Source organism: Acinetobacter suaedae, from assembly GCF_008630915.1.
In the GTDB taxonomy this organism is placed as follows: domain Bacteria; phylum Pseudomonadota; class Gammaproteobacteria; order Pseudomonadales; family Moraxellaceae; genus Acinetobacter; species Acinetobacter suaedae.
Genome location: NZ_CP043909.1, coordinates 141598 through 165896, shown reverse-complemented (window position 1 = coordinate 165896; position 24299 = coordinate 141598). Strand labels below are relative to the sequence as shown.

General features: G+C 41.0%; 20 protein-coding genes and 1 riboswitch. Of the genes, 4 read left to right on the top strand and 16 right to left on the bottom strand.

Annotation, left to right across the window (positions count from 1 at the left end; translation table 11 throughout):
• Nucleotides 1-105: 105 nt before the first annotated feature.
• From F2A31_RS00780 to prfB, 3 genes are all read right to left on the bottom strand, one after another.
• Complete coding sequence (locus F2A31_RS00780) at nucleotides 106-1170, bottom strand: alkene reductase (protein WP_150024772.1); 1065 nt, start codon at nucleotides 1168-1170, stop codon at nucleotides 106-108.
• A gap of 55 nt (nucleotides 1171-1225) precedes the next feature.
• Complete coding sequence (locus F2A31_RS00775; RefSeq protein WP_005403396.1) at nucleotides 1226-1528, bottom strand: ArsR/SmtB family transcription factor; 303 nt, start codon at nucleotides 1526-1528, stop codon at nucleotides 1226-1228.
• A gap of 275 nt (nucleotides 1529-1803) precedes the next feature.
• Nucleotides 1804-2899 (bottom strand): peptide chain release factor 2 gene (gene prfB, locus F2A31_RS00770; RefSeq protein ID WP_150027599.1). Its coding sequence is split into 2 segments (ribosomal slippage): nucleotides 1804-2826 and nucleotides 2828-2899, totalling 1095 coding nucleotides; the frame shifts between segments, so codons are not numbered across the junction.
• A gap of 408 nt (nucleotides 2900-3307) precedes the next feature.
• Between prfB and F2A31_RS00765 the strand changes: the two genes are divergently transcribed.
• Nucleotides 3308-4090 carry a putative porin gene (locus F2A31_RS00765; protein WP_150024771.1) on the top strand — a complete coding sequence of 261 codons (783 nt, stop codon included), beginning with the start codon at nucleotides 3308-3310 and terminating at the stop codon, nucleotides 4088-4090.
• Nucleotides 4091-4353: 263 nt separating this feature from the next.
• Nucleotides 4354-5211, top strand: a complete 858-nt coding sequence (locus F2A31_RS00760) for a putative porin (RefSeq protein WP_150024770.1) — start codon at nucleotides 4354-4356, stop codon at nucleotides 5209-5211.
• Between the two features lie 46 nt (nucleotides 5212-5257).
• Here F2A31_RS00760 and recJ read toward each other — a convergent pair whose 3' ends face one another.
• The 6 genes from recJ to F2A31_RS00730 all read right to left on the bottom strand — a co-directional run bounded on the left by recJ (nucleotide 5258) and on the right by F2A31_RS00730 (nucleotide 11861).
• On the bottom strand, nucleotides 5258-6958 hold the full coding sequence (recJ, locus tag F2A31_RS00755; protein ID WP_150024769.1) for a single-stranded-DNA-specific exonuclease RecJ: 1701 nt from the start codon (nucleotides 6956-6958) through the stop codon (nucleotides 5258-5260).
• Nucleotides 6959-7615, bottom strand: a complete 657-nt coding sequence (gene pdxH / locus F2A31_RS00750; RefSeq protein WP_150024768.1) for a pyridoxamine 5'-phosphate oxidase — start codon at nucleotides 7613-7615, stop codon at nucleotides 6959-6961.
• Between the two features lie 12 nt (nucleotides 7616-7627).
• Nucleotides 7628-8965 (bottom strand): phosphoglucosamine mutase, encoded by a 1338-nt coding sequence (gene glmM, locus F2A31_RS00745; protein ID WP_150024767.1) that lies wholly within the window; start codon nucleotides 8963-8965, stop codon nucleotides 7628-7630.
• A 127-nt stretch (nucleotides 8966-9092) separates the two neighbouring features.
• Nucleotides 9093-10559 (bottom strand): IMP dehydrogenase, encoded by a 1467-nt coding sequence (gene guaB / locus F2A31_RS00740; protein WP_004641532.1) that lies wholly within the window; start codon nucleotides 10557-10559, stop codon nucleotides 9093-9095.
• Nucleotides 10560-10700: 141 nt separating this feature from the next.
• Nucleotides 10701-11066: a YkgJ family cysteine cluster protein gene (locus tag F2A31_RS00735; protein ID WP_150024766.1), complete on the bottom strand. Its 366-nt coding sequence runs from the start codon at nucleotides 11064-11066 to the stop codon at nucleotides 10701-10703.
• A gap of 123 nt (nucleotides 11067-11189) precedes the next feature.
• The gene (locus F2A31_RS00730; protein ID WP_150024765.1) at nucleotides 11190-11861 is read right to left on the bottom strand and encodes an oxygen-binding di-iron domain-containing protein; all 672 of its coding nucleotides are present in this window, start codon (nucleotides 11859-11861) and stop codon (nucleotides 11190-11192) included.
• Between the two features lie 221 nt (nucleotides 11862-12082).
• On the opposite strand from F2A31_RS00730, the gene F2A31_RS00725 reads away from it, so the two are divergent.
• The gene (locus F2A31_RS00725) at nucleotides 12083-14206 is read left to right on the top strand and encodes a TonB-dependent receptor (RefSeq protein WP_150024764.1); all 2124 of its coding nucleotides are present in this window, start codon (nucleotides 12083-12085) and stop codon (nucleotides 14204-14206) included.
• A 103-nt stretch (nucleotides 14207-14309) separates the two neighbouring features.
• Here the strand turns inward: F2A31_RS00725 and F2A31_RS00720 are convergent, their stop codons facing one another.
• The 5 genes from F2A31_RS00720 to F2A31_RS00695 form a co-directional block, all read right to left on the bottom strand.
• Nucleotides 14310-14885, bottom strand: coding sequence for a TMEM165/GDT1 family protein (locus F2A31_RS00720; RefSeq protein WP_008942147.1), 576 nt, complete (start codon nucleotides 14883-14885; stop codon nucleotides 14310-14312).
• An 82-nt stretch (nucleotides 14886-14967) separates the two neighbouring features.
• Nucleotides 14968-15106, bottom strand: a riboswitch (yybP-ykoY riboswitch).
• 40 nt (nucleotides 15107-15146) lie between these two features.
• Nucleotides 15147-15428: a hypothetical protein gene (locus tag F2A31_RS00710; protein WP_150024763.1), complete on the bottom strand. Its 282-nt coding sequence runs from the start codon at nucleotides 15426-15428 to the stop codon at nucleotides 15147-15149.
• Between the two features lie 138 nt (nucleotides 15429-15566).
• The gene (locus tag F2A31_RS00705) at nucleotides 15567-17540 is read right to left on the bottom strand and encodes a 2-oxo acid dehydrogenase subunit E2 (RefSeq protein ID WP_150024762.1); all 1974 of its coding nucleotides are present in this window, start codon (nucleotides 17538-17540) and stop codon (nucleotides 15567-15569) included.
• A 2-nt stretch (nucleotides 17541-17542) separates the two neighbouring features.
• Nucleotides 17543-20260: a pyruvate dehydrogenase (acetyl-transferring), homodimeric type gene (gene aceE, locus F2A31_RS00700; protein ID WP_150024761.1), complete on the bottom strand. Its 2718-nt coding sequence runs from the start codon at nucleotides 20258-20260 to the stop codon at nucleotides 17543-17545.
• 205 nt (nucleotides 20261-20465) lie between these two features.
• Nucleotides 20466-21149, bottom strand: a complete 684-nt coding sequence (locus F2A31_RS00695; protein ID WP_150024760.1) for a M23 family metallopeptidase — start codon at nucleotides 21147-21149, stop codon at nucleotides 20466-20468.
• Nucleotides 21150-21255: 106 nt separating this feature from the next.
• On the opposite strand from F2A31_RS00695, the gene F2A31_RS00690 reads away from it, so the two are divergent.
• Complete coding sequence (locus F2A31_RS00690; protein ID WP_150024759.1) at nucleotides 21256-21696, top strand: DUF721 domain-containing protein; 441 nt, start codon at nucleotides 21256-21258, stop codon at nucleotides 21694-21696.
• A 98-nt stretch (nucleotides 21697-21794) separates the two neighbouring features.
• Here F2A31_RS00690 and lpxC read toward each other — a convergent pair whose 3' ends face one another.
• Complete coding sequence (gene lpxC, locus F2A31_RS00685) at nucleotides 21795-22697, bottom strand: UDP-3-O-acyl-N-acetylglucosamine deacetylase (RefSeq protein ID WP_150024758.1); 903 nt, start codon at nucleotides 22695-22697, stop codon at nucleotides 21795-21797.
• Nucleotides 22698-22863: 166 nt separating this feature from the next.
• Nucleotides 22864-24039: a cell division protein FtsZ gene (gene ftsZ, locus F2A31_RS00680; protein WP_150024757.1), complete on the bottom strand. Its 1176-nt coding sequence runs from the start codon at nucleotides 24037-24039 to the stop codon at nucleotides 22864-22866.
• Nucleotides 24040-24299 lie beyond the last annotated feature (260 nt).

The window sequence follows — 24299 nt, the reverse complement described above, 5'->3', positions numbered from 1 at the left end:
TATGTGCTTATTATGCGGAATTTAAATAAAAAACTCATGCCATTTTTGTTGGTTCTATTAAGACGATTTAACAGCCTTGAATGACATGAGCGTCCAAATAGAAGCTTATGCTTCTATTTTTTCAAATACAGGATAATCCGTATAACCTTCTGCACCCGCACCATATAAGGTCTGAGGTTGAACAGCGTTTAATGGTAAATCATATTGTAAACGTTCGAATAGATCTGGATTGGCAATATACGCTAAACCAAATGCCACAGCATCCGCTTGCCCAGTCGCCAAAATGCGTTTTGCTGATGCAGGCGTTAATTTTTCGTTGGCAATCCAAGTACCTTTGAATTTAGGACGCAATTTTGGCATTAAACTGTCTTCTGCTTCATATTCACGCGTGAAAATGAATGCAACATGACGTTGATCTAACTGCTCCACCACATAACCAAAGGTTGCCAATGGATTTTCATCCCCCATATCGTGTGAATCAGCACGTGGTGCTAAATGTACACCGACACGACCTGCGCCCCACACTTCAATAAAGGCGTCCACGACCTGTAATAACAAACGTGCACGGTTTTCGATAGAACCACCATACTCGTCATCACGTGTATTGGTCTTACTTTGCAAGAATTGGTCGATCAAATAACCATTGGCTGCATGTAGCTCTACCCCATCGAAACCTGCTGCTTTGGCTTGTTCAGCAGCATGTTTATATTCCGCTACGATTTCTTGAATTTCTTCATGTGATAAAGCACGAGGTGTGACGAAAGGACGTTTTGGACGAAGTAAACTCACTTCACCAGCAGGTTGAATTGCACTTGGTGCAACAGGTGTATCGCCATCCAATAAGTCAGGATGTGAAATACGGCCCACATGCCAAAGTTGAACGACTATTTTTGAACCTTGTGCATGTACAGCATCAACAATCTTGTGCCAAGCTTGAGCTTGTTCTTGTGACCATAGACCTGGTGTCTTGGCATATCCCACGGCCTTAGGACTAATTACCGTTGCTTCAGTAATAATTAAACCCGCATTCGCACGTTGTTGGTAATATTCCACCATCAAATCATTTGGAATACGTTCTTCACCACTACGTGCACGGGTTAATGGAGCTAAAACCAAACGGTTTTTAATTGTAAAATCACCTACTTGTAAGGTAGAACTTAATTCTGCCATGATCGCCTCAACTTCACTATGAACCGAAGCTTAAAGACCAAGTCTTGGCTCACGGCTATAGTGTTTGTTTTAAATGTTCGATGTATTGCTGAATCAAAGCTTCATTACGTGTGAAGTATGACCATTGCCCATATTTTTCAACTTTAATCAAACCCGCTTGCTGTAATACAGACAAGTGATTCGACATCGTCGATTGCGCAACTTTGCCTAAACGTTCGATGTGTCCTGCACATACACCACGTTCAAAACTGCCACCACATTCTTGTACAGGTAAAAATTGCTCAGGCTCTTTTAACCATTGCAAGATCTGTCGACGTAATGGATTGGCTAAGGCCTTGCTTATAACATCAATATCCATAGACTCACCATGTTTCTCAACAGGCAAAGCTTTGTTCAGCACCTAGAACCAGTATATCGAATTTTATAAATATTAATATCTATTTTTATCGATATTAATATCATATTTTTCCGATTAACCTTAAGGTACTGAACGAGATTGCCGTTCTGAATTTCTTTATACCCCTCCTTTTGCTCTCTCAGAATACTGAGAAAGTTCATCTCTTCAAAAGAGAGGACACTCGATTAAACCATCGAAGACGTCTCCCTCTTTTAAGAAGTGATTGAGAGAGGTTCTTATAAACCTTGTTTCAAACTCGCTTCGATGAACTTATCTAAGTCACCGTCTAGCACAGCTTTAGTGTTGGAATTCTCCACACCAGTCCGTAAGTCTTTAATTCGTGAGTCATCCAAGACATAAGAGCGAATTTGGCTTCCCCAACCAATATCAGACTTCGAATCTTCCAATGCTTGTGCAGCTTCATTACGCTTGCTCATCTCTAACTCATAGAGTTTGGCACGTAATTGCTTCCATGCATGGTCACGGTTCGCATGCTGCGAACGCTGGTTCTGACACGCCACCACAATTCCTGTTGGTGCATGCGTTAAACGCACAGCGGAATCGGTTTTGTTAATATGCTGACCACCCGCACCCGAAGCACGATACGTATCAGTACGGACATCTGCAGGATTAATATCGATTTCGATATTGTCATCAATCTCAGGTGAAATAAACACGGCAGAGAATGACGTATGACGGTTATTGTTACTGTCAAATGGTGATTTACGTACTAAACGATGCACACCACTTTCTGTACGTAACCAACCGTAAGCAAACTCACCGTCAACACGAATCGTTGCAGATTTGATACCCGCCACATCACCGTCTGAAACTTCCATGAGTTCAGCCTTAAAGCCATGACGCTCGATCCAACGCATATACATACGTAACAGCATAGATGCCCAGTCCTGTGCTTCTGTTCCACCAGAACCTGACTGAATTTCGAGGAAGCACGGATTCGGATCCATTGGATTGCTAAACATGCGACGGAATTCAAGATTACCTAAAGCTTGTTCGGCACTGTCTAATTCTGCTTGTACATCAAGCAACAAACTTTCATCGTCAGCTTCTACTGCAAGATCCAGCATTGCTTTCGCATCATCCAGCTGTTCAGCAAGACGATCAAATACACCTAAAGTATTTTCTAAACTGCCCTTTTCTTTTGCAATTGCTTGCGCACGACTTTGGTCATTCCAAATCGCAGGGTCTTCTAATTCTCTTAAAACTTCTTCTAAACGTTCAACTTTTAGATCGTAGTCAAAGATACCCCCGTAGTGTTTGGCTACGATCAGATAAATCTTTCAATTGAACTAAATACGGATTAATTTCCACGCGTGTTTTCTCACAAAAATTTTTCACTCAATTTTCCATTTTAACATAACTGTTTTAGCCGACACAGTCTCAATAGATCGAGCAGATCATTGCTTATAAGATGCCCACGTCAGTTTTTTCTTATTGATTTTATGACTTTCAAACGACACATTTAGCGACAATAGTGTTCAATAATTACACGAAAAATACCAAAACACACAATCCATCCTAAGTTTTAATAAATCAAAACATTAATATTTTATAATTAAAATCAAGTTGTTAGTTATAATAAATTACAATTCAGTTACACTTGTACCATCCGATTACCGTCAAAGGATTGACGCAGGCTGGATTTAGCCTAGACTGGAAGTTGTAACAAAACATGTAATCAAAATTTCATTTGGTTCGTTATCTCAAAGGGGCATAACCATGAAAAAATTAGCAATTGCATCAGCACTTTTATCTGCACTTGCAGTAACAGGAACTGCTCATGCGTATCAAGCTGAAATTGGTGCATCAGCAGGTTATATCGACCCTGACAAAGGTAGTTCAGGCAGTGACTTCGCGATTAATGGAAAATATTACTTCAATCCTGTACAAACTCGTAACGCACCACTAGCTGAAGCTGCATTTTTAGACCGTGCAAGTAACGTTAGTGCTGAAGCAGTTTGGAAAGATAAAGGGGCAATTGATGACAACACCTATGGTGTTGGTGTTGAATACTTTGTTCCTAACTCAGATTTTTACCTCAGTGGTGATGTAAGCCGCAATATCTTAAAGCTGAACAATGCACGAGATATTAAAACCACCTATTACAGTGCTGAAGTTGGTTATCTACCAGCACCAGGTTTCTTAATTGCAGTCGGTGCAAAAGGCTATGACAACAAATTTGACGATGGTGTTGATCCAACCATCCGTGCGAAATATGTAACTCAGGTCGGTGGCAATGACATCAACTTAGAAGCAGGTGCAGCATTTGGTGATTTGGATGAGTTTAACCTAGCAGCAGATTACTACATTGATAAAACCTTCAGTGTTGGTGCTGATTACTACGACAATGACCTATCTAAACAACGTGAATTCGGTGTAAATGCTCGTAAATTCTTCAACCAACAAATGAGCTTAGAAGGACGTATTGGTTTCGGTAAAGACAGAACCGTTGCTAAAAATGACTACAACACATTTGGTGTTGCAGCAAAATATCGCTTCTAATGTAACTACTGAAATAGACTTTTTCGTCTAATACATAATCGCTCTGAAATAAAAATATTTCAGGGCGATTTTTATATAAATAATTTCAACCAAATCAGAATAACAATCCAACTTCCCTAAAAACGTAAATGTCTTTTTAAGCGATAAATATATAATTGATTTGACCATTCATTTAATAATTGACGTATGGTTTTTTTTCACTAAACTACCCCGTGCAACACAATATTAATAAATGACTTATTTTAATAAGGGGTTATCAATCAATGAAAAAACTTAGTCTAATTACAGCGCTTCTATCCTCATTCATTTGCTTTAATGCAAATGCATACCAAGCAGAATCAACCATTGCCTATGAATATATCGACATGGATGGCGGTAAAACAAATGGTGCAGCAATCAGCGGAAAATATTATTTTAACCCAGTACAAACTCGTAGTGCGCCTCTCGCAGAAGCAGCTTTCTTAGATAAAGCATCAAGTATTGGTGGTGGATATTCTTATAGTAAGCTCAAAGATGATGAGGATTTTGGGGACTTACAATTTAATATTCTTGGAATTGAAACAGAGATTTTCATTCCTGATAGTCAATTTTATATTTCAGGTGCGTTACATCGGACTAATGTTAAAGCAACTATTAACGGTTTAGGCTCTGCCTCAAAAAATGGTAATGGTTATGAATTTGAAGTAGGTTTCCTTCCAATCAATGGCTTATTACTTGCAGTTGGTGTTGCTGATTTATCAGAAAGTCTGAATCCAGTTAAAGTTGCAAAATATGGTTTTATCACCAATCTAAATAATGCAGCGATTGTTTCTGGCGAAGATGATGATACTGCGGTTTCTCTGCGTGCGAAATATGTGACTCAACTTGGTGGTTACTATACCAATTTTGAAGCACAAAGTTATTTTGGTGATGAGACCATTTACCGTTTGGCTGCTGATCTTTATTTAGACCCAACACTGAGTGTCGGTGTTTCAATTGCTGACTCAACTGCTGATGACTCAGATAGCATTTTTAGTATTCGTGCACAAAAATTCTTCACACCACAAGTTGCTGTAGGTGTTGGATATACAACGATTGACGGTGCAGACTCATTTGGTATCAACGGAACATTCCGCTTTTAATTCGCCATACGCACAATAAAAAAACCGCTCAATATGAGCGGTTTTTTTATTGTTTTAAATAAGTGACTTGCAATTGCAGACTGGTATTTCCATTAAACACATTACGCTCTAAACTATAGACTAAATCGACATACCCTAGCATCGGGTTAAATTCAAAACGATCTATTGCGTTAAAAGCAATCGCGTCAATTGAGTGTGACCCTACTGCCAATTTCAGTTTTAAATGCTGATCTTTAAGCCAACGATAATCAACCACTTGGAATCGTCCTTCAAACTGCGGCAAAGGGAACTTTTGCCCCCAAGGTCCAAGCTGCTCAATCCAATCCAAAGAGCTTAAATGCAAAGCTGAATCATCTAACTCTCCATCGGTCCATAAGGTGGCTTGAAATAAATCAGAATCCATCTCAGCGATCATTTGAGTAAAAACGCTTTTAAACTCATCAAAATGTTCTTTCCTAAGCGTTAAACCTGCTGCTGCAGCATGACCACCAAAATGGCTCAGTAGATCGGGACGCTGCTCTGCCACGGATTCAATCATATCTCGGATATGAATACCATCAATAGAACGCGCAGAACCTTTGATGTGTATCCCATCTTCATCTGGTGCAAATACCAAACTTGGGCGATAAAACTGTTCTTTTAGTCGCCCAGCGACAATACCAATGACCCCTTGATGCCATTGTTCATCAAACATCACTAATGCTGGCGGTATTTGCTCAGCTGTTAATTGGACATGTTGCAAGGCAGACAAAGCTTGTTGCTTCATCTCTGTTTCAACTTGCCGACGCTCAAGATTTAATTGATTGAGCTGCTGTGCGATTGGATATGCGGTTTGCATCTCTGTTGCAAGTAAACATTCAATACCGATTCGCATGCTTTCCATACGCCCTGCGGCATTAATACGAGGCCCAAGGACAAAACCTAAATCCTGTGCACGTAAACTCGCAGCATCACGTCCCGCAATATCTAATAAAGCCAGAATTCCTACACGACATTGATGCTGCTGGATCCGTTTCAGCCCCGCATCAATCAATATGCGATTGTTGTAATCCAAGGTTGCGACATCAGCATAGGTTCCCAATGCCACGAGGTCTAAATATTGAGTGACTTTACAGCTACTTTTTCCATACTGAGCACGGTAACTGGCTAATTTTGCCAATACATAAAAAGCAACACCTACCCCAGCCAAAGCTTTGCTTGGGAAATCACAACCCAATTGATTTGGATTAACCACCGCTTCAGCAGCAGGTGTTGGTTTCGTCGTGAGGTGGTGATCGGTAATAATTACCTGCATACCTAAAGCTTGTGCTGTTTCTACACCAGCATGACTGGAAATGCCATTATCGACCGTGATCAGCAAATCAGGCTGATAACTCTGCTTTGCCAATTCAGCAATTTTGGGTGTGAGCCCATAACCATACTTAAAGCGATCAGGGACTAAATACTCTACTCTTGCCCCCATTTCTTGTAGAACCAAAACCATTAATGCAGTGCTGGTTGCCCCATCCGCATCATAGTCACCGATAATCACAATTTGCTTTTGTTGATCAATCGCCTGATCAATCAATTCAACTGCGGCATCAATCCCTTTTAAAGTAGGGGGCAATAAATGTTTTAGCTTGAGTTCAAGTTCTTGCTCTGATTGAACACCTCGTCTTGCTAATATTTCAGCAATAAACGAAGGCACGCCCTGAAACTGTTCAGGGCGTGTAAGTAAAGGTCTTTGTTGAATTTTTATCTGTGTCATTTATGGCATCAAACGCTGTATAGTCCATTGCCCATTATGTTTTTCATAACTTAAGCGGTCATGTAAACGATTTGGGCGCCCTTGCCAAAATTCGTAATAATCAGCAATTAAGCGATAACCTCCCCAAAAATCAGGTTTCGTGAGTTTACCCTGTTCACCAACTTGCTGCTGTAAATCGTAAAAACGCTGCTGTAACTCTTCTCGACTCGCAATTCTACCACTTTGTGGTGTACTGATGTGTGCGGCAATCTGACTATCACGCGGACGCTTTAGATAATACTCCGTTGACTCTTGTTCAGAGATCTTGACCACTTGACCACCGATGCGAACCTGACGCTCTAGACTTGGCCAGTAAAACAACAGTTCAGCAAAAGGATTTTCAGCAAGGTCTACCCCTTTCTGGCTATCATAATTAGTATAAAAATCATAACCAGCCTCCGTCGCTCCACGTAATAACACAGTACGCACATGTGGACGCCCTTGAGCATTTGCTGTTGCCAAAGACATGGTATAGGGCTCATGTAAATGTGCAGCCAAAGCGTGATTAAACCAGTTTAAAAACTGAAGATGAGGATGATCACTAATCTGTGCTTCATGCAGCTCACCTTGCTCATAACTTAGTCGTAATTCACTCAGGTCCTTAATCACATCACTCATGGATATTCTCTCTTATGCAACTTGGGCTTGAGCTCTAACAGCTTCCGCCAAATGATTGGCAATGCTCTCTACCTCTTGTTGCTGATCACCTTCCACCATAACCCGAATCACAGGTTCAGTACCTGACTTACGAATCAAAATGCGACCACGACCTTTGAGTTGTTGTTCGGCTTTTTCAAATTCTGCAACCAGAGCAGGAATAGAATACGGATCAATCATCTGCTGTAAACGAACATTCACCAATACTTGTGGGAATAACTCAAAACCTGCAACCAACTCATGTAGTGCTTTGCCTTGTTCAACCATCACTGTAAGTACTTGCAGAGCTGCAATAATTGCATCACCGGTGGTACTTTTATCTAAAGTTAAAATGTGCCCAGATGGTTCACCACCAATACTCCACTTCTGTTCTTCGAGTGCTTGTAATACATAACGGTCACCTACTTTTGCACGAACAAATCCAACATTGGCTTTGTCTAAAGCAAGTTCAAGTGCCATATTACTCATCACTGTTCCAACCACGCCCTCTGGCTTATGATTGGCCTGCGTTGCAAGGATGTAGAGAATATGGTCTCCATCAATCAATTGACCATTTTTATCCACCATTACGACACGATCAGCATCACCATCAAAAGCAATACCAAGATCTGCTTGATGTTCAACTACCGCTTTTTGTAAATGTTCTGGATGTGTAGAACCACAATTTTCATTGATATTTAAACCGTCAGGATCGTTGAATAATGGAATAACTTTAGCACCCAACTCACGGAACACTGATGGTCCAACACTGTAAGCTGCGCCATTGGCACAATCCACGACAATTTTTAAATTATGTAGGTTGAAATGATATGGAAAAGTTGATTTGCAGAATTCGATATAACGACCATTGGCATCTTTTACACGGACACTTTTACCTAAGTTCGCTGTATCCTCAATAAGTAAATCTTGCTCAAGCTCTTGATTAATTTGATCTTGTATATTGTCAGGTAATTTCTTACCTTCACTTGAGAAAAACTTAATCCCATTGTCAAAATAAGGATTATGTGAGGCAGAGATAACGATCCCTGCATGTGCATGCAGAGCACGAGTGAGATGCGCAATTGCTGGCGTCGGTAATGGTCCAAGTAAATGTACATATACCCCTGCAGCATTCAGACCCGCTTGTAATGCGGCTTCTAGGATATATCCAGATAAACGCGTATCTTTCCCCAATACCACAATCGGTTTGTTTTTCGGACTATTACGTTTTAATACTTTTCCAGCTGCAAAGCCCAACTTTAATGCAAACTCTGGCGTAATTGGCAATTGTCCAAATTTGCCACGAATTCCATCAGTACCAAAATAGCTCATTTTCCACTCTCTTTCTTATCTTTTATATGGTATGTCACCATATCTTTCTTAATCATATTCACTCTACACCAAAACAAAAAAACCGTCAGCGAACTGACGGTTTTTCCAGCGACAAAATTACCAAAAATCAACCAACACGGTAGTTTGGCGCTTCTTTAGTAATCGTTACGTCATGTACATGAGATTCAGACATACCTGCTGAAGTAATTTTTACAAATTTCGCATTTTGACGAAGATCTTCAATCGCAGCTGAACCCGTATAGCCCATAGATGAACGTAAGCCGCCCATCATTTGATGTACGATGTTGCCCATTGGACCTTTATAAGGAACACGACCTTCAATACCTTCTGGTACTAATTTTTCAGCACTTGCTTTTGAGTCTTGGAAATAGCGGTCAGCAGAACCTGTCGCGCCTGCCATTGCACCCAATGAACCCATTCCACGATACGCTTTATAGTAACGACCTTGGAAAAACTCAACTTCACCTGGTGCTTCTTCAGTACCAGCAAGTAGTGAACCTACCATGATCGTGCTTGCACCTGCGCCAATCGCTTTCGCCATATCACCAGAGAAACGAATACCACCATCCGCGATCAAAGGAATTTGATCTTTCAAGGCATTTGCAACACTATCAATGGCAGAAATTTGTGGCATACCAATACCAGCAACAATACGCGTGGTACAAATAGAACCTGGACCGATACCTACTTTTACAGCATCTGCACCCGCATCAAGTAATGCCAATGCAGCATCACCCGTTGCGATATTACCGCCAATCACTTGAACTTGTGGGTAATTCGCTTTTACCCAACGTACACGCTCAATGACGCCAGCAGAATGACCGTGTGCTGTATCAACAACAATAGCGTCTACACCTGCATCGACCAATGCTTCTACGCGGCTTGGTGTCTCAGCACCTGTACCAACTGCTGCACCTACACGTAAACGACCGAGTTCATCTTTACAGCTATTCGGGTAGCTTTCTGCTTTACGGAAGTCAGTCACCGTAATTAAGCCTTTAAGTTCGTTGTTTTCACCAACAACTAAAACTTTTTCAATACGATGCTTTTGTAGCAATGCTTGGATATTTTCTTTCGACTCGCCTTCACGTACAGTGACTAAGCGATCTTGACCTGTCATGATGTTACTAACAGGTTGCTCTAAATTCGTTTCAAAACGTGTATCACGTCCTGTCACAATACCGACAACTTTGCCGTCCTTAACCACAGGTACACCGCTAATATTATTTGCTTGTGTAATTGCAATCAGTTCACGAACCGTCGTTTCTGGTGTTACTGTGATTGGATCTTTCACCATTCCAGCTTCAAATTTTTTCACACGGCGTACTTCAGCGGCTTGCGCTGCGATATCCATGTTTTTATGCAAAATACCAATACCACCATTTTGCGCCATTGCAATCGCCATACGTGACTCAGTCACTGTATCCATTGCAGCCGAAACGAGAGGGATATTGAGTTGAATTCCGCGAGTTAAACGTGTCTTTAAGGAGACATCTTTTGGGAGAACAGTTGAGTAGGCAGGAAGTAATAAGACATCATCGAAGGTTAGCGCTTCTTGAACGATGGTCAGCATAACAATCTCACTGGTAAATTCCGTGAGCTATTATAAACAAATTTCACAGTGAATTTCATTTTCTACAGCGAAATAATTTCAGAAAAACTGTTGCTAGCACTTTTCACTGCACTTGGGGCACAAATTTTACAAGTTTTTTTATCACCCCACCTGATTATAATCCTCATTATTTGCTGCCTCTTGTTCTTCAATTTGAATCAAAGGAATCAAATTGTGCGCAATTCTGGCTTTATTACAATGCTCATCTGCCATCTGAACTTCTTGGCAGGTTGAGCTACGCACCTCATAAATTGAACAACTGACCTGCTGTCCAACCACACCTTCTAAAGCGATACATTTTACCTGAGTCTGATTCGTTCCCTTCATGCATGAATAAACTGCTGTGAGCGGCTCAATCATTTCACTTGGCATGGCTTCAGCCTCAGCCCAATAAAATGACACACGGTAATGCGCACAGCATGCGCCACAATGAACACATGCATCAGATGTTACAATTTGAGATAACATTTTTGTTAAAATTCTCATTATCAAATGGATTTCTTTATAATGCGAATCCTAAAAAAACTTATGTACAAAAACAAGAGAGATCAAACCAGATTTTTATATTCAGCAGTCATATTTATCCTATGTTTAAGCCATTTCTGTGGGCATACTAAATACATATTCGTTCATCAGATCCACACCACATTCTAAGGTTTCAATCCAATCTAGAAATTGCTCAATCATTTCTTTTCCAACAAAGGCTGTGCCATGTTGTGGAACGATCATCTCCAAATCCATCTGACGTACCATATTGACCCATAATCGGATCACTTTATTTGAGCACATATAACGCTGGTGAAAACCTTTCATTTTTTTAGTATGCGCTTCAAAATCTATAATTGGCACACTCGCATCATCCACAATCGATGCTCCCATATCACCAGAAAATAAGATTTTCGCAGTCGGATCATAAAACTGGAAATTACCGACAGAATGTAAAAAATGTGCCCACAGTTTTGATGCGACAACTTTGGCATCGGTATAGACTAACCAGCGAGGCATCGAGGTAATAATGTCTGGGTCCTGATGAGAAGCCATCACATAATCGAGATTTTTCAGTTTGGTATAGCGATTAAGCTCCATGGTTAAAGGCACATATGTGAGATCACCACCTGGATCTAAAACCGCAGCTCGCTCATGGTCAATAATCAAAAACTGATTTGCTTGAATGCCTTCCCCTTTCACCAAATTGGTAAAACTAATACATTTATGCGTACCATTATCAAATAATATCTGTGATGTTGTCCGTTCAAAACTCATATAAACCCCAAAAAATCTTTTAAATATGAATTATTTTAATTCCATAATAAAATAATGGGATTTAAATCTAGATTCAATCACATATTGGACATTTATCATAATTTATCCAACAATCGGCTTTAGATTTATTGCTTGGTTTTAGAAAACATATCCATTAAAATAATAACCATTCTCATTCGCGACATTCTCTTGCTATTTTGCTCCCTCCCTTGGACATCCCTATGCTTGTTACGCATCGTACTTTACTCGCAACACTTATCTTAAGCACCATGACCATGGCGTATGCCAAAGAAGATCACAGTCCTATACTGCCAACCATTTCAATTAAAGCCCAACAGCAAGATCAGGCTTATGCCGCCACGACAGCGACTTCAGCACTCAAATCCAATGCAGCTTTATTTAAAACAGCGCAGTCCGTCAGTGTAGTGACTCAAGAACAATTGCAACAAAAGCAAGCTTCTACCCTTGCTGAAGCGATCAACGGCGTCGCGGGTGTTGTATCAGGGCAACTTGGACGACGTGGTTGGGATGATTTTATTATTCGTGGACAAAACTCGTCCGATCAAGTCTTTATTGATGGGTTACGTCAAGGTCAGAGTACTTTTGTCGCAACAGAAATCTCGGGTATGGAACAGGTTCAAGTCCTAAAAGGACCAGCATCTGTCAATTTCGGTTTAGTACAACCAGGTGGCATGGTCAATATGGTGACCAAGCGACCTCAAGCAGAAAGTTTCTATCGCGGTACATTGACCTATGGCTCAAATCAACTCAAACAGGGCACATTTGATTTAAACTACAGTCCGAATAATAGCGAGAAAGGTGCTTTTCGTATCAATGGGCGTGTTGCAGATCAGAATGATCCGACCGATTTCGTTTATTTTAGAAATTACTACATTTCACCGTCCTACAATTTTGATTTAGGTGAAAATACAGATCTCTCTGTGATTGCCAGTTACCAACATCGAGAATATCTACGCCAACAAGGCCTCCCGGTTTTAGGGACACTATTGGACAATCCAAATGGTGCTTTAAACTCTAAATTATTCATCAGTGAACCATCTCATGGCGGCTACAATGCCGACGTTTATCGAGCGGGTTATAATTTTGCTCATACTTTCGAAAATAACTGGCAATTCAGACAAAATTTTGCCGTTCAAAAAACTGAAATGCTAGGTCCTGCAATCTTTGCAGCAACTGGAAAAAACTTTTGGGCAAAGAATAAAGACGGAAAGGTTGATTACACGACAATCCAACGTCAAGGACGTTATCAAGATGTCGATAATTTAAGCTTTTCTATCGATAATCAACTACAAAAAACATTCAGTCTCGGCCATATCTCACATGAATTCACCATAGGCATCGATGCGATGCAAGAGAAAAGTGATTACATCAATAATCGCTGCACAGTCGGCAATTTGAATCTATATGAACCGCAATACAATACAAAGGTGACTTGCCCAGAAACGCCGACCAACCATGATATCAATCGCCTCAGATATACAGGTTTATATCTACGTGATCGAATCCAACTGAATGATCAGCTGGTTTTAAATCTTGCTGGACGACATGATTGGGCAGAAACAAAAACGCAAAATCTGATTAAGCATACCGAAACAACCCAATCTGAAAATGCATTTACGGGTAATGCCTCTTTACTGTATAGCATCAATGAAATCGTGGCACCTTATGTGAGTTACGCCACTTCTTTCTTGCCGACCACAGGAACGGATTTTTATGACAATGCTTTTAAACCAGAAAAAGGCAAACAAGTCGAAGTTGGTTTGAAACTACAAAGCCCTGATCAACGGATTCAAGGCAGCATTGCATGGTTTGACTTACGTCGCCAAAATGTTGCTGTCACAGACCCAGTGAATAGTGGTTTTAAAGTTCAACGTGGCGAGCAAATGACGCGCGGGATCGAAACTGAAATCGCAGCGCAACTGTTTGATCAACTCAAAATCACAGCCGCTTATACGTATACACCTGATGCCAAAACCAGCAAAGACACTGTCACAGATCATCTTGGATTACGGATTGATAATATCCCAGAACAGAGCTATAGCCTTTCTACCCGTTATCGTTTTGAACCGAATTCCAACTTAGGCTGGTATGTCGGCGCGGGTATTCGAGGTGAAAGTAAAAAAAGCGTCAATGGTCTATCTGCAGATATCCCAAGCTATACTTTATTTGATACTGAAGCAGGTTATGATGCCAAACATTGGGGTGCCCAATTGACGATCCGTAATATGTTTGATAAAGATTATTATGCTGGTGCGCTCAATGAGAATCTCATCACCTTAGGCAATCCACGACAAATTAATTTTACTGTGAAATTTAACTATTAATCAATTAAAGCCCCTTTGCTCAAAGGGGCTTTAGAATTTTAATGTGCTCTAATCAGTACAAAATTAAATAACTTCTGTTAAAGCGTATTTTCAAATTACAACCTTAAAAGAAATAATGCTGAAGCAAAGTAGACACACCGATAATCAAGAAAATGGCAGCCCCCACTTTATGAATCAATGAAATCGGTAATTTATCTGCAATCTTGTGCCCAATGAACACCGCTGGCGCATTGGCAATCATCATCCCTAAGGTTGTACCCATCGTCACCCAAAAGATACTGTCAAAACGTGCAGCTAAAGCAACCGTTGCAATTTGAGTTTTATCTCCAATTTCTGCCAAGAAAAACAAGATAAAAGTCGCGCCAAATACACCAAACTTTTGCCATTTATTAATGTTCTCTGATTCATCGCCCAATTCATCAGGAATCAGCATCCAAATCGCCATCCCAATAAATCCAAGTGCAAGAATCCATAATAGAATTTCAGGGCTAAGTACGGTTGTAATCCACTGACCTAATACAGCAGATACACCATGATTGATCAAAGTCGCCAATAATATTGCAATTAGAATCGGAATCGGCTTACGGAATCGTGCGGCAAGTAACAATGCCAAAAGCTGAGTTTTATCGCCCATTTCTGCAAGGGCAACTATCGAAGTTGAGATGAGAAATTCATACATAATGGATTGCTCTGGCTAGCATATATACCGATGACCTATCCCTCCTGCTAGCCAAAATCAAATGAATTGATGCAGAGTGATAAATCAAAGGTCTTGCCAACAAAAGCACAGCTTGAGCTGCTTTGGTTCTTTGCTATGATGACCATGTTCAGTTGAACAATTATGTTGACCATCACCTCTTTACTTTGCGTAAAGAGCGGCTACTCCCCAATGAAGTGCAATTATTCTAACAAATCCATTCCCTATTTAAAATCTCTAAATTTAGATTTTTTGATAGCACCATAATCCGTAACGTAATATACCCAACACACAAGCAAACAAAAGATTACTCCCTATAAGACCCAGACTGCCCCAACTGCTTACACTACCCACTTGCTGTGCTTGGTACTCCATTGCCATTGCAACTGTGGCAACCATCACCTCCAATCCCATCACTAAATAAAATACCCATTCCCAAGGGAAATGCAGAACACTCACCCAAAGTCCCATTGCAACAAATATAACCAGTAATAAAGGCAACATTATTTTATATACAGCGAACATCGTGACTCCACATAAAACGTCCTTGCTTACCACTCATTTTAGATAAAAAATTGTACAAATAAAGCACTGCTTTGATCAAAGTTATTCAAAAAAGAAAACCCCGCAATTGCGGGGTTATTCCAAATTAAACAATTGAAATTACAGTAACAAAGTACGGATATCTTTCAATAATTTAGTTAATTTATTGGTGAAGCGTGCTGCATCCGCACCATTAATCACACGATGATCATAAGACAATGACAACGGCAACATTAAGCGTGGATCAAAATCTTTCCCATTCCATACAGGTTGCATGGTTGCAGGTGAAATGCCCAAGATTGCAACTTGTGGCCAGTTCACCAATGGTGTAAATGCTGTACCGCCAATTGAACCTAAGCTGGTAATCGTAAAGTTAGCACCTTGTAAATCTTTTGGTGATAACTTGCGATCACGCGCTTTTTGACTAAGTTCAGCTAACTCTGTAGCAATTTGCTTAATCGACTTTTGGTCTGGATTACGTAGTACAGGCACTGTCAAACCATCTGGTGTTGCAACCGCAATACCCATATGGATCTCATTACGAAGCAATACAGACTTTTGATCATCTGCCAAATGACCTGCAAAATATGGCTCTTCTTTTAACAAATGAGCAACCGCTTTCGCGATGAACGCTAAAATGGTTAAGCTAATACCTTGCTTCTTAAAACCATCTTTCAGTTCGCCACGCCACGCTTCAAGCTCAGTGATATCAGCCAAATCAAACTGAGTCACTTGCGGGATGAAGTTATTCAATGACAATTGCGGCACCGAAACCTGTTGCAAACGCGTCATTGCTTTTACTTCACCACCACCAAATGCAGTGAAATCAGGTAACGATGGCAAACCTGAAGCAACAGGTGCTGCCTGTGTGCTTGGAGCAGCTTGTGGTGCAGTTAAACGTGTTTTTACATATGCAAATACATCGTCTTTCATTACACGGCCATGTTCACCAGATGCTTTAACTTGACCAAGTACCACACCCAATTCGCGTGCTAATTTACGCACAGCAGGTCCAGCGTATACCTTGGCATTTTCAGCTTCTTGCTCTTTGGTTAACTTGTCAGTATCAGATGGTGCCGCAGGTTTAGACTGAGTTGGAGCAGAAGTGGCCGCTTGAGGTGCCATTGCTGGTGAAGTAGGGGCTACTTCTGCTTTTGCTGCTGGAGCTGCCGCAGTTGCTTGACCTTCAGCTTCAATTGTTGCAAGCAATATACCTTGCGAAACTTGTTGACCTGCTTGTAAATGAATTGCTTTGACAACACCAGCAACCGTACTTGGGACTTCTACAGTCGCTTTATCTGACTCAACCACAACAAGACTTTGGTCTACATCAACTTTATCGCCAACTTGGACCAAGATTTCAGCAACAACTGCCTTATCAACACCCAGATCAGGAACATTGATATCCACTGGACCAGATTGAGTAGCCGTCGCTGCTACAGTTTCTTGCTGAGCTGGTGCAGGTGCCGCTGCCACAGCTGCTGTTGTAGAAGCAGGCGCCTCAGTTGGTGCACTAGATACAGATGTTGTTTTCACTTGAAGAAGCACAACACCTTCTTTAACGGTATCGCCTTCTTTCACTTGAATGCTTTCCACAGTACCCGCAACACTACTTGGAACTTCTACAGTTGCTTTATCTGACTCGACAACAACAATACTTTGTTCAACATCGATCTGATCACCCACTTTAACGAGGATTTCACCAACCAATGCTTTTTCAACGCCGATGTCAGGTACAGTCACGTCAACAGTTGCAGTTGATGTAGCGGCAGCAGGTTGAGCTGAAGCTTGAGTTTGTTGTGCAGGTGCTGGAGCAGCTGGCTTTTCTTCAGCCGCAGGAACTGGAGTTGGCGCTGCTTGTGCTGCACCTTCTGCTTCGACCTCGATCAAAGCCACACCTTCAGTCACATCATCACCTTGATTAATCAAGATACTTTTTACGACACCTGCCGAAGTGCTAGGCACTTCAACAGTTGCTTTATCTGACTCAAGCACAACAATACTGTCGTCAACTTCAACACGATCACCAACTTTTACTAAAATTTCAGCAACGTTTGCTTTATCTACACCAATATCAGGGGTCTTAATTTGCATGCTTAGTTCCCCTCACCTGTTTGTGTTTCATTGTATTCAGCAACTGGCTGAACTTCTGGATGTGCTTGTGGAACCCAGGCTACTGGACGATCCGTATCTAACTCAAAGTTAGAAATCGCATCTTTCACCAAACGTGCATCCACCTCACCTTCATCCGCTAATTTTTTCAAAGTCGCAACAACGATATGCGCAGCATCAACACCGAAGAAACTACGTAGGTTCGCACGTGTATCTGAACGACCATAACCATCTGTACCCAATGCAACAAATGGTCGACCATCTGGAAGATACGCACGGATCTGTTCGCTATAAGCACGCATATGGTCTGTAGCAGAAACAACGATACCTTCCGTACCTCGTAATTGTTTAGATACCCAAGATTCTTTCACTTCTTCAGCAAGTGGGTGTAGGCGATTGTATTCTTCACATGCCATACCATCACGTGCCAATTCGTTGAAGCTTGTTACACTCCACACATTTGAATGGATTTGGTATTCATCACGTAAGATTTTCGCAGCTTTAATCACTTCACGCAGAATTACACCTGAACCAAGCAATTGGACAGTTGCTTTTTCATCTTTCTCAAATAAATACATACCACGTTTAATGCCATCTTCAACGCCTTCTGGCATTTCAGGATGTTCGTAGTTTTCATTCATTACCGTTAAGTAATAGAACACACGCTCTTGGTTCACATACATACGTTGTAAACCATCATGTACGATTACCGCCAACTCATAACCAAAACATGGATCATACGATACACAATTTGGAATCGTGTTCGCCAAAATATGCGAATGACCGTCTTGGTGCTGTAGACCCTCACCGTTTAATGTTGTACGTCCAGCAGTCGCACCCAACAAGAAACCTTGAGCCTGTGCATCACCAGCAGCCCATGCAATATCACCAATACGTTGGAAACCGAACATTGAGTAGTACATGTACATTGGAATCATTGGCAAGTTATTGGTTGAATAACTGGTTGCCAACGCAGCCCATGCGCTCATCGCACCTGCTTCGTTGATCCCTTCTTGTAACATATGACCATCTTTTGCTTCACGGTAATGCATGAGCTGTTCTTGATCTTCTGGTGTATATTTTTGGCCGTGAGCAGCATAAATACCAAGCTGACGGAACATACCCTCTAAACCAAAAGTACGTGCTTCATCTGGAACAATTGGTACGACGCGATCTTTAATTGCTTTTTCTTTGAGTAAAGCCGCAATTAAACGAACCATCACCATAGTCGTTGATTGCTCTTTGCCACCTGAGCCTTTCAATACTGCATCAAATACAGATAGATCTGGAATCGCTAAAGATTCACTCTCACGACGACGTGCAGGTAAGTAACCACCTAACGCTTCACGACGCGCTTTCATATATTTCATTTCTGGAGAGTTTTCACTTGGGCGATAGAATGGAAGTTCTTCTAATTGCTCATCTGTAAATGGAAGATTGAAACGGTCACGCACGTATCTTAATGAATCAATTTGCATCTTTTTGATTTGGTGCGTTTTATTGACTGCTTCAATTTCTTCAGACAAACCATAACCTTTAATGGTTTTTGCCAAGATTACCGTTGGTTGGCCTTTCGCTTTCATTGCTTCTGCATAGGCAGCAAAAACTTTGTAAGGATCATGACCACCACGGTTTAATGCATCAATATCTTCATCACTTAAATCTTTTACAAGTTCTGCAGCTTCTGGATACTTGCCAAAGAATTTTTCACGTGTATATGCACCACCTTTTACTTGGTAGCGTTGGTAGTCACCATCAACAGCTTCTTCCATACGTGCTTTTAAAGCACCACTTGTATCTTTAGCCAGCAATGGGTCCCAATGACGGCCCCAAACCACTTTAATCACTCGCCAGCCCGCACCACGGAAGATCGATTCAAGTTCTTGAATAATTTTACCGTTACCACGTACAGGACCATCTAGACGCTGTAAGTTACAGTTAACCACCCAGACTAAATTATCGAGCTTTTCACGACCCGCCAATGAAATCGCACCTAAGCTTTCTGGTTCATCCATCTCACCATCGCCGAGATATGCCCAGACTTTACGATCTTCTTCTTTAATCAAACCACGGTTCATCAAATATTTTTGAATGTGCGCTTGATAAATCGACATGATTGGACCAAGACCCATTGATACCGTTGGGAATTGCCAATAGTCCGGCATTAAATATGGATGTGGATAGCTTGGTAAACCGTTACCGCCAACTTCACGGCGGAAATTACTTAACTGCTCTTCAGTTAAACGCCCTTCAAGGAAGGAACGTGCATAAATACCAGGAGCACAGTGCCCTTGGTAATAAATCATATCTCCGCCAAAATTATCACTGTTAGCACGGAAAAAATGGTTAAAACCTACGTCATATAATGTTGCACTTGATGCAAAGCTCGCCAAGTGACCACCTAAATCATCACCTGTTTTATTCGCACGAAGTACCATTGCTAAAGCATTCCAACGAATCAATGCACGAATACGGCGCTCCATATCCTGATCACCTGGCATCGCAGGTTGTTCTTCAACTGAAATGGTATTGAGATAAGGTGTATTTAAGCGTTGAATAGGAACGTGTTTGGCAATGGCACGTTGATAAAGTTTTTCAAGTAAGAAAGCAGCGCGTTCCGTGCCCATGTGTTGTAATACTGAATCAAAAGCATCTTGCCATTCTTGGGTTTCCTGCGCGTCTGAGTCGCCATAAAACGCCATATAATTCACCTTTTCCCTTAAGCTATATTGTTATTGCTATATTTATCATGTTTTGGCGTCATAAAGGTATCGCCCTAAATGAATACAAAAGCGCTTAATATTTTTTTCCTAAATAGTCATTGACCCAAATCAAACAAAATTTATAAAAAATCGCCAATAAAGGCGATTTTTTCAAATATTTATATACAACTGTTAACAAATTACATTAAGGCAACATTGCAAGATAGGTTGAAGGGTTGCGGCGCTGACCATCCTTCACTACTTCAAAGTGTAGATGCGGCCCTGTACAACGGCCAGTACAACCAACATTTGCAATATGCTGACCTGCACCAACACGCTCACCTGCATTGACCATTAAGCGTGAAGCATGTGCATAACGAGTTACATAGCCATTACCGTGATCAATTTCAACGTATTGACCATAACCAGTACCCCATCCCGCCTTAGTCACAACACCAGGACCAGTTGAATAGATAGGCGTTCCTGATGGCGCTGCAATATCAACACCCGAATGGTGACGCGTCGAACCTAATAAAGTACGGTTACCCCAAGTCGAGCTCACTCGACCATCTTGTAATGGATGGCTGACTAACCAAGAATGGCCTGTACCTGCTGATAGTGACGCTCCACTATCTTGACGACCATACTTCTTTTCAATGCTCGCATTGTTTAGTTCAATGGTTTTTTCGCGTAATTTAACAGAAACATTTGATACGGCTGGCAGATCAATATCATCAGGATGGGTATATGAACCTTGAGCTAAGGTTTTTGATAACTGCTCTAGACGGTCTGCAGCAGTTGCTTGATTGATATTTTGATAATCTGCAAAAGCAACCGAGGCAGCTGAAGCAGCGAGTGAAAATGCGAGTAAAATACGACGCGTGTGCATAAAAAACCTCTTGAAACCGTCCTTAAAATGTTCCTTTATCATCTCTTCCTTGATCATAGCCGAACTAAACGCTTAAGATGGACAGGTAAACTTTAAGGAAGTTAACATGTCTGAACCTAACAACGTTTTTCAACAGAAAGGACAACATACAAAAACTGGAAACTTAACGTTTCTGACTACGCAAGTCACACAATGGCAAAAACTTACGAAAATTATTCAACCATTATTACCCCAACCGGAGCAATGGCAGGTTGTTTGTTATCAACATGGCGTTTTGATCATAACGGGTGAAAATCAAGCAATGATTAGTCAGCTCAGTTACTTACAAAGTCACTATGTCGCGCAGTTCGCTCAGCTTGAAGTATTCCGTGATTTACGCAAAATTCAAGTTCGTTTAAGAAACAAAAAACATGTTCCAACAGAACCTGCCCCCGTGTCAAAGAAACTTACTTCAGAGACCCAAGAGCTTTTACGCAGCGCCGCTGAATATGTGAGCGACCCTAAGCTTAGCCAAGCTTTACTACTTTTGGCAAGCAATAAAAAGTAAACGATGCAACTTAAGTGGTGGAATCTCTTCTTATTTTCCGTGATTTCCATCTCATTTTTATTTGTTATATTATAACATAGACAATAAAAGACAATGACTTATGTCACACTTACGTATGGAATTGGACAATTATTCTCGTCATCAAATGTTACAATTTCATAACTACTTGGATCATTCTGAACATTGCGCAATAGCTGATTATTCAAGGCATGTCCTGATTTATAACCATCAAACTTCGCAATTATTTGATGTCCCAATAGATATAGATCACCCACTGCATCTAATATTTTATGGCGTACAAATTCATCAGCAAAACGTAAACCTTCCTCATTGACGACACCAGTATCGTCCACACCTATCGCATTATCCAAACTCGCACCTAATGCAAGATTATTTGCTTTTAAGTAATCTAAGTCCTTCATAAAACCAAAGGTACGTGCTTCACTCACCTCATATACAAAGGTTTCTGTCGAGAAATCGATCGTCGCTGACTGATATTCTTTTGCAAAGGCAGGATGATCAAAGTCAATGGTAAAGTTCAGTTGAAAACCAGAATGTGGAGTAAAGATCGCACGTTTATCGTCGATCAGTGCTTCAACTGGTTTTAAAATACGAATGAATTTTTTCGGGGCATCTTGCTCAGCCAATTCACCTTGCATCAGTAAATAGATAAAAGGTCCTGCACTACCATCCATAATTGGAACTTCAGATGCCGAGACCTCGACAATTAAATTATCTATTCCAAGGCCAGCAATCGCACTCATGACATGTTCGATAGTACCAACTTTAATGTCTTCTCGAACAAGGTTCGAACACATAAATGCTTCTTGAATCAGCATCGCATTTGCAGGGATATCAACAGGCGGATTCAAGTCAATCCGACGAAACACAATTCCTCCATCGACGTGATGTGGAACAAAATTAATCAGCACCTTTTGACCACTGTGCAGACCAATACCGCTCGCTTTCACTACACGTTTAAGAGTCCGTTGTTTCAACATGCCATGCCAACTTTATTTGAAAAAACCGATATAAGTTAGCATATTTGGGGTGTTTTGGCACTTGATAAATCGAATCTGTTGTTGGCAGAAATGTCAATCAATACTTTATTTCAAAAAATTAAAAAGGGAGAAACAAGTTCTCCCTTTTATTAAACATCTGATTCTATTACTTTCTTTGTTGATTTTTTAAGTAATCTTGAATACTCATTGGAGATGAAAGCGGCGATGAACTTGGTGCAGCGGTTGCTGGTGCTTCTGCATTTGCACGCTTACTAATCGCTGGAACATCATCTTCATCCACAGATTGTGCTCCCTGTGAACTGGCATGTGCATTTGAAGCGCGTTTTCTCGTTTCTACTTCTGCCGCATTACGCGTTAAGCCTGTTGCAATCACAGTTACACGTAGTTCATCACGTGCATCTGGATCAAATACAGTACCGTAGAAAATTTCACCTTCATCCAAATCAACGATCTGGTTGACAACATCAGTGATAATCTCTGTTTCACGCAGGGTAATATCATCCCCACCTGTAATGTTGATTAACACACCTTTGGCATTGATAATATTAACATTATCAAGCAATGGACTACGGATTGCTTGCTCAGCTGCCTGACGAGCACGATCTTCGCCACGCCCTAAACCTGCACCCATCATCGCATAACCACGTGTACTCATTGCAGTTTTCAAGTCAGCAAAGTCAAGGTTAATATGACCGCGATTGACGACTAAATCAAAGATACTACGCACGGCATTTAGCAATACATCATCTGCCTTTTTATAGGCATCTTTCATTGATATATCGCCATAAACACTGAGTAGACGTTGGTTTGGAATAATAATCAAAGAGTCAACATGTGCTTCTAAAGCATCAATGCCTTTCTCTGCAGATTTTTGACGACGGCGACCTTCAAAGTTAAATGGTGTCGTTACAACACCAACAGTTAAGATGCCCATTTCTTTAGCAACTTCTGCGACAACTGGCGCAGCACCCGTACCTGTACCGCCACCCATACCAGCAGTTACAAATACCATGTCTGTACCTTCAAGGTGTTGACGAATCACTTCACGACTTTCTTCTGCCGCAACTTGACCCACTTCTGGATTTGCACCAGCACCTAGACCACGAGTACTTTGTTCGCCCAATTGAATTTTGAATGGGGCATTCATACAATCAAGTGCTTGTTTATCTGTATTCGCACAAACAAACTTTACACCCTGAATATCTGACTGCACCATGTGCTGGACAGCATTACCACCGCCACCACCAACGCCAAAAACTGTGAAACGGGCTTGACCGTTGCCATCGTCTAGTTCATCTTCTATAAATTCAAATGAGGCCATGACCTTTAGATTTCCTAATATATTAATGGCAGTTACTTCAGCCCGTTACTGCCCTGATTTTTAAAACAACTGATGTTTAGGATGCTGTTCAATAATCACTAGCTTGTCAAGTACAGTGACCTACTATTACAACTTCTTAACAAATTTTCCCAAAAAAAACTACAACTGAGAGTTTGTTTAGATTTCAAGCACGCATTGTATTACCAGTTAAATCGACGATCACAATGAGAGCGATAACTCACAAGGTGAAATCTCAACAA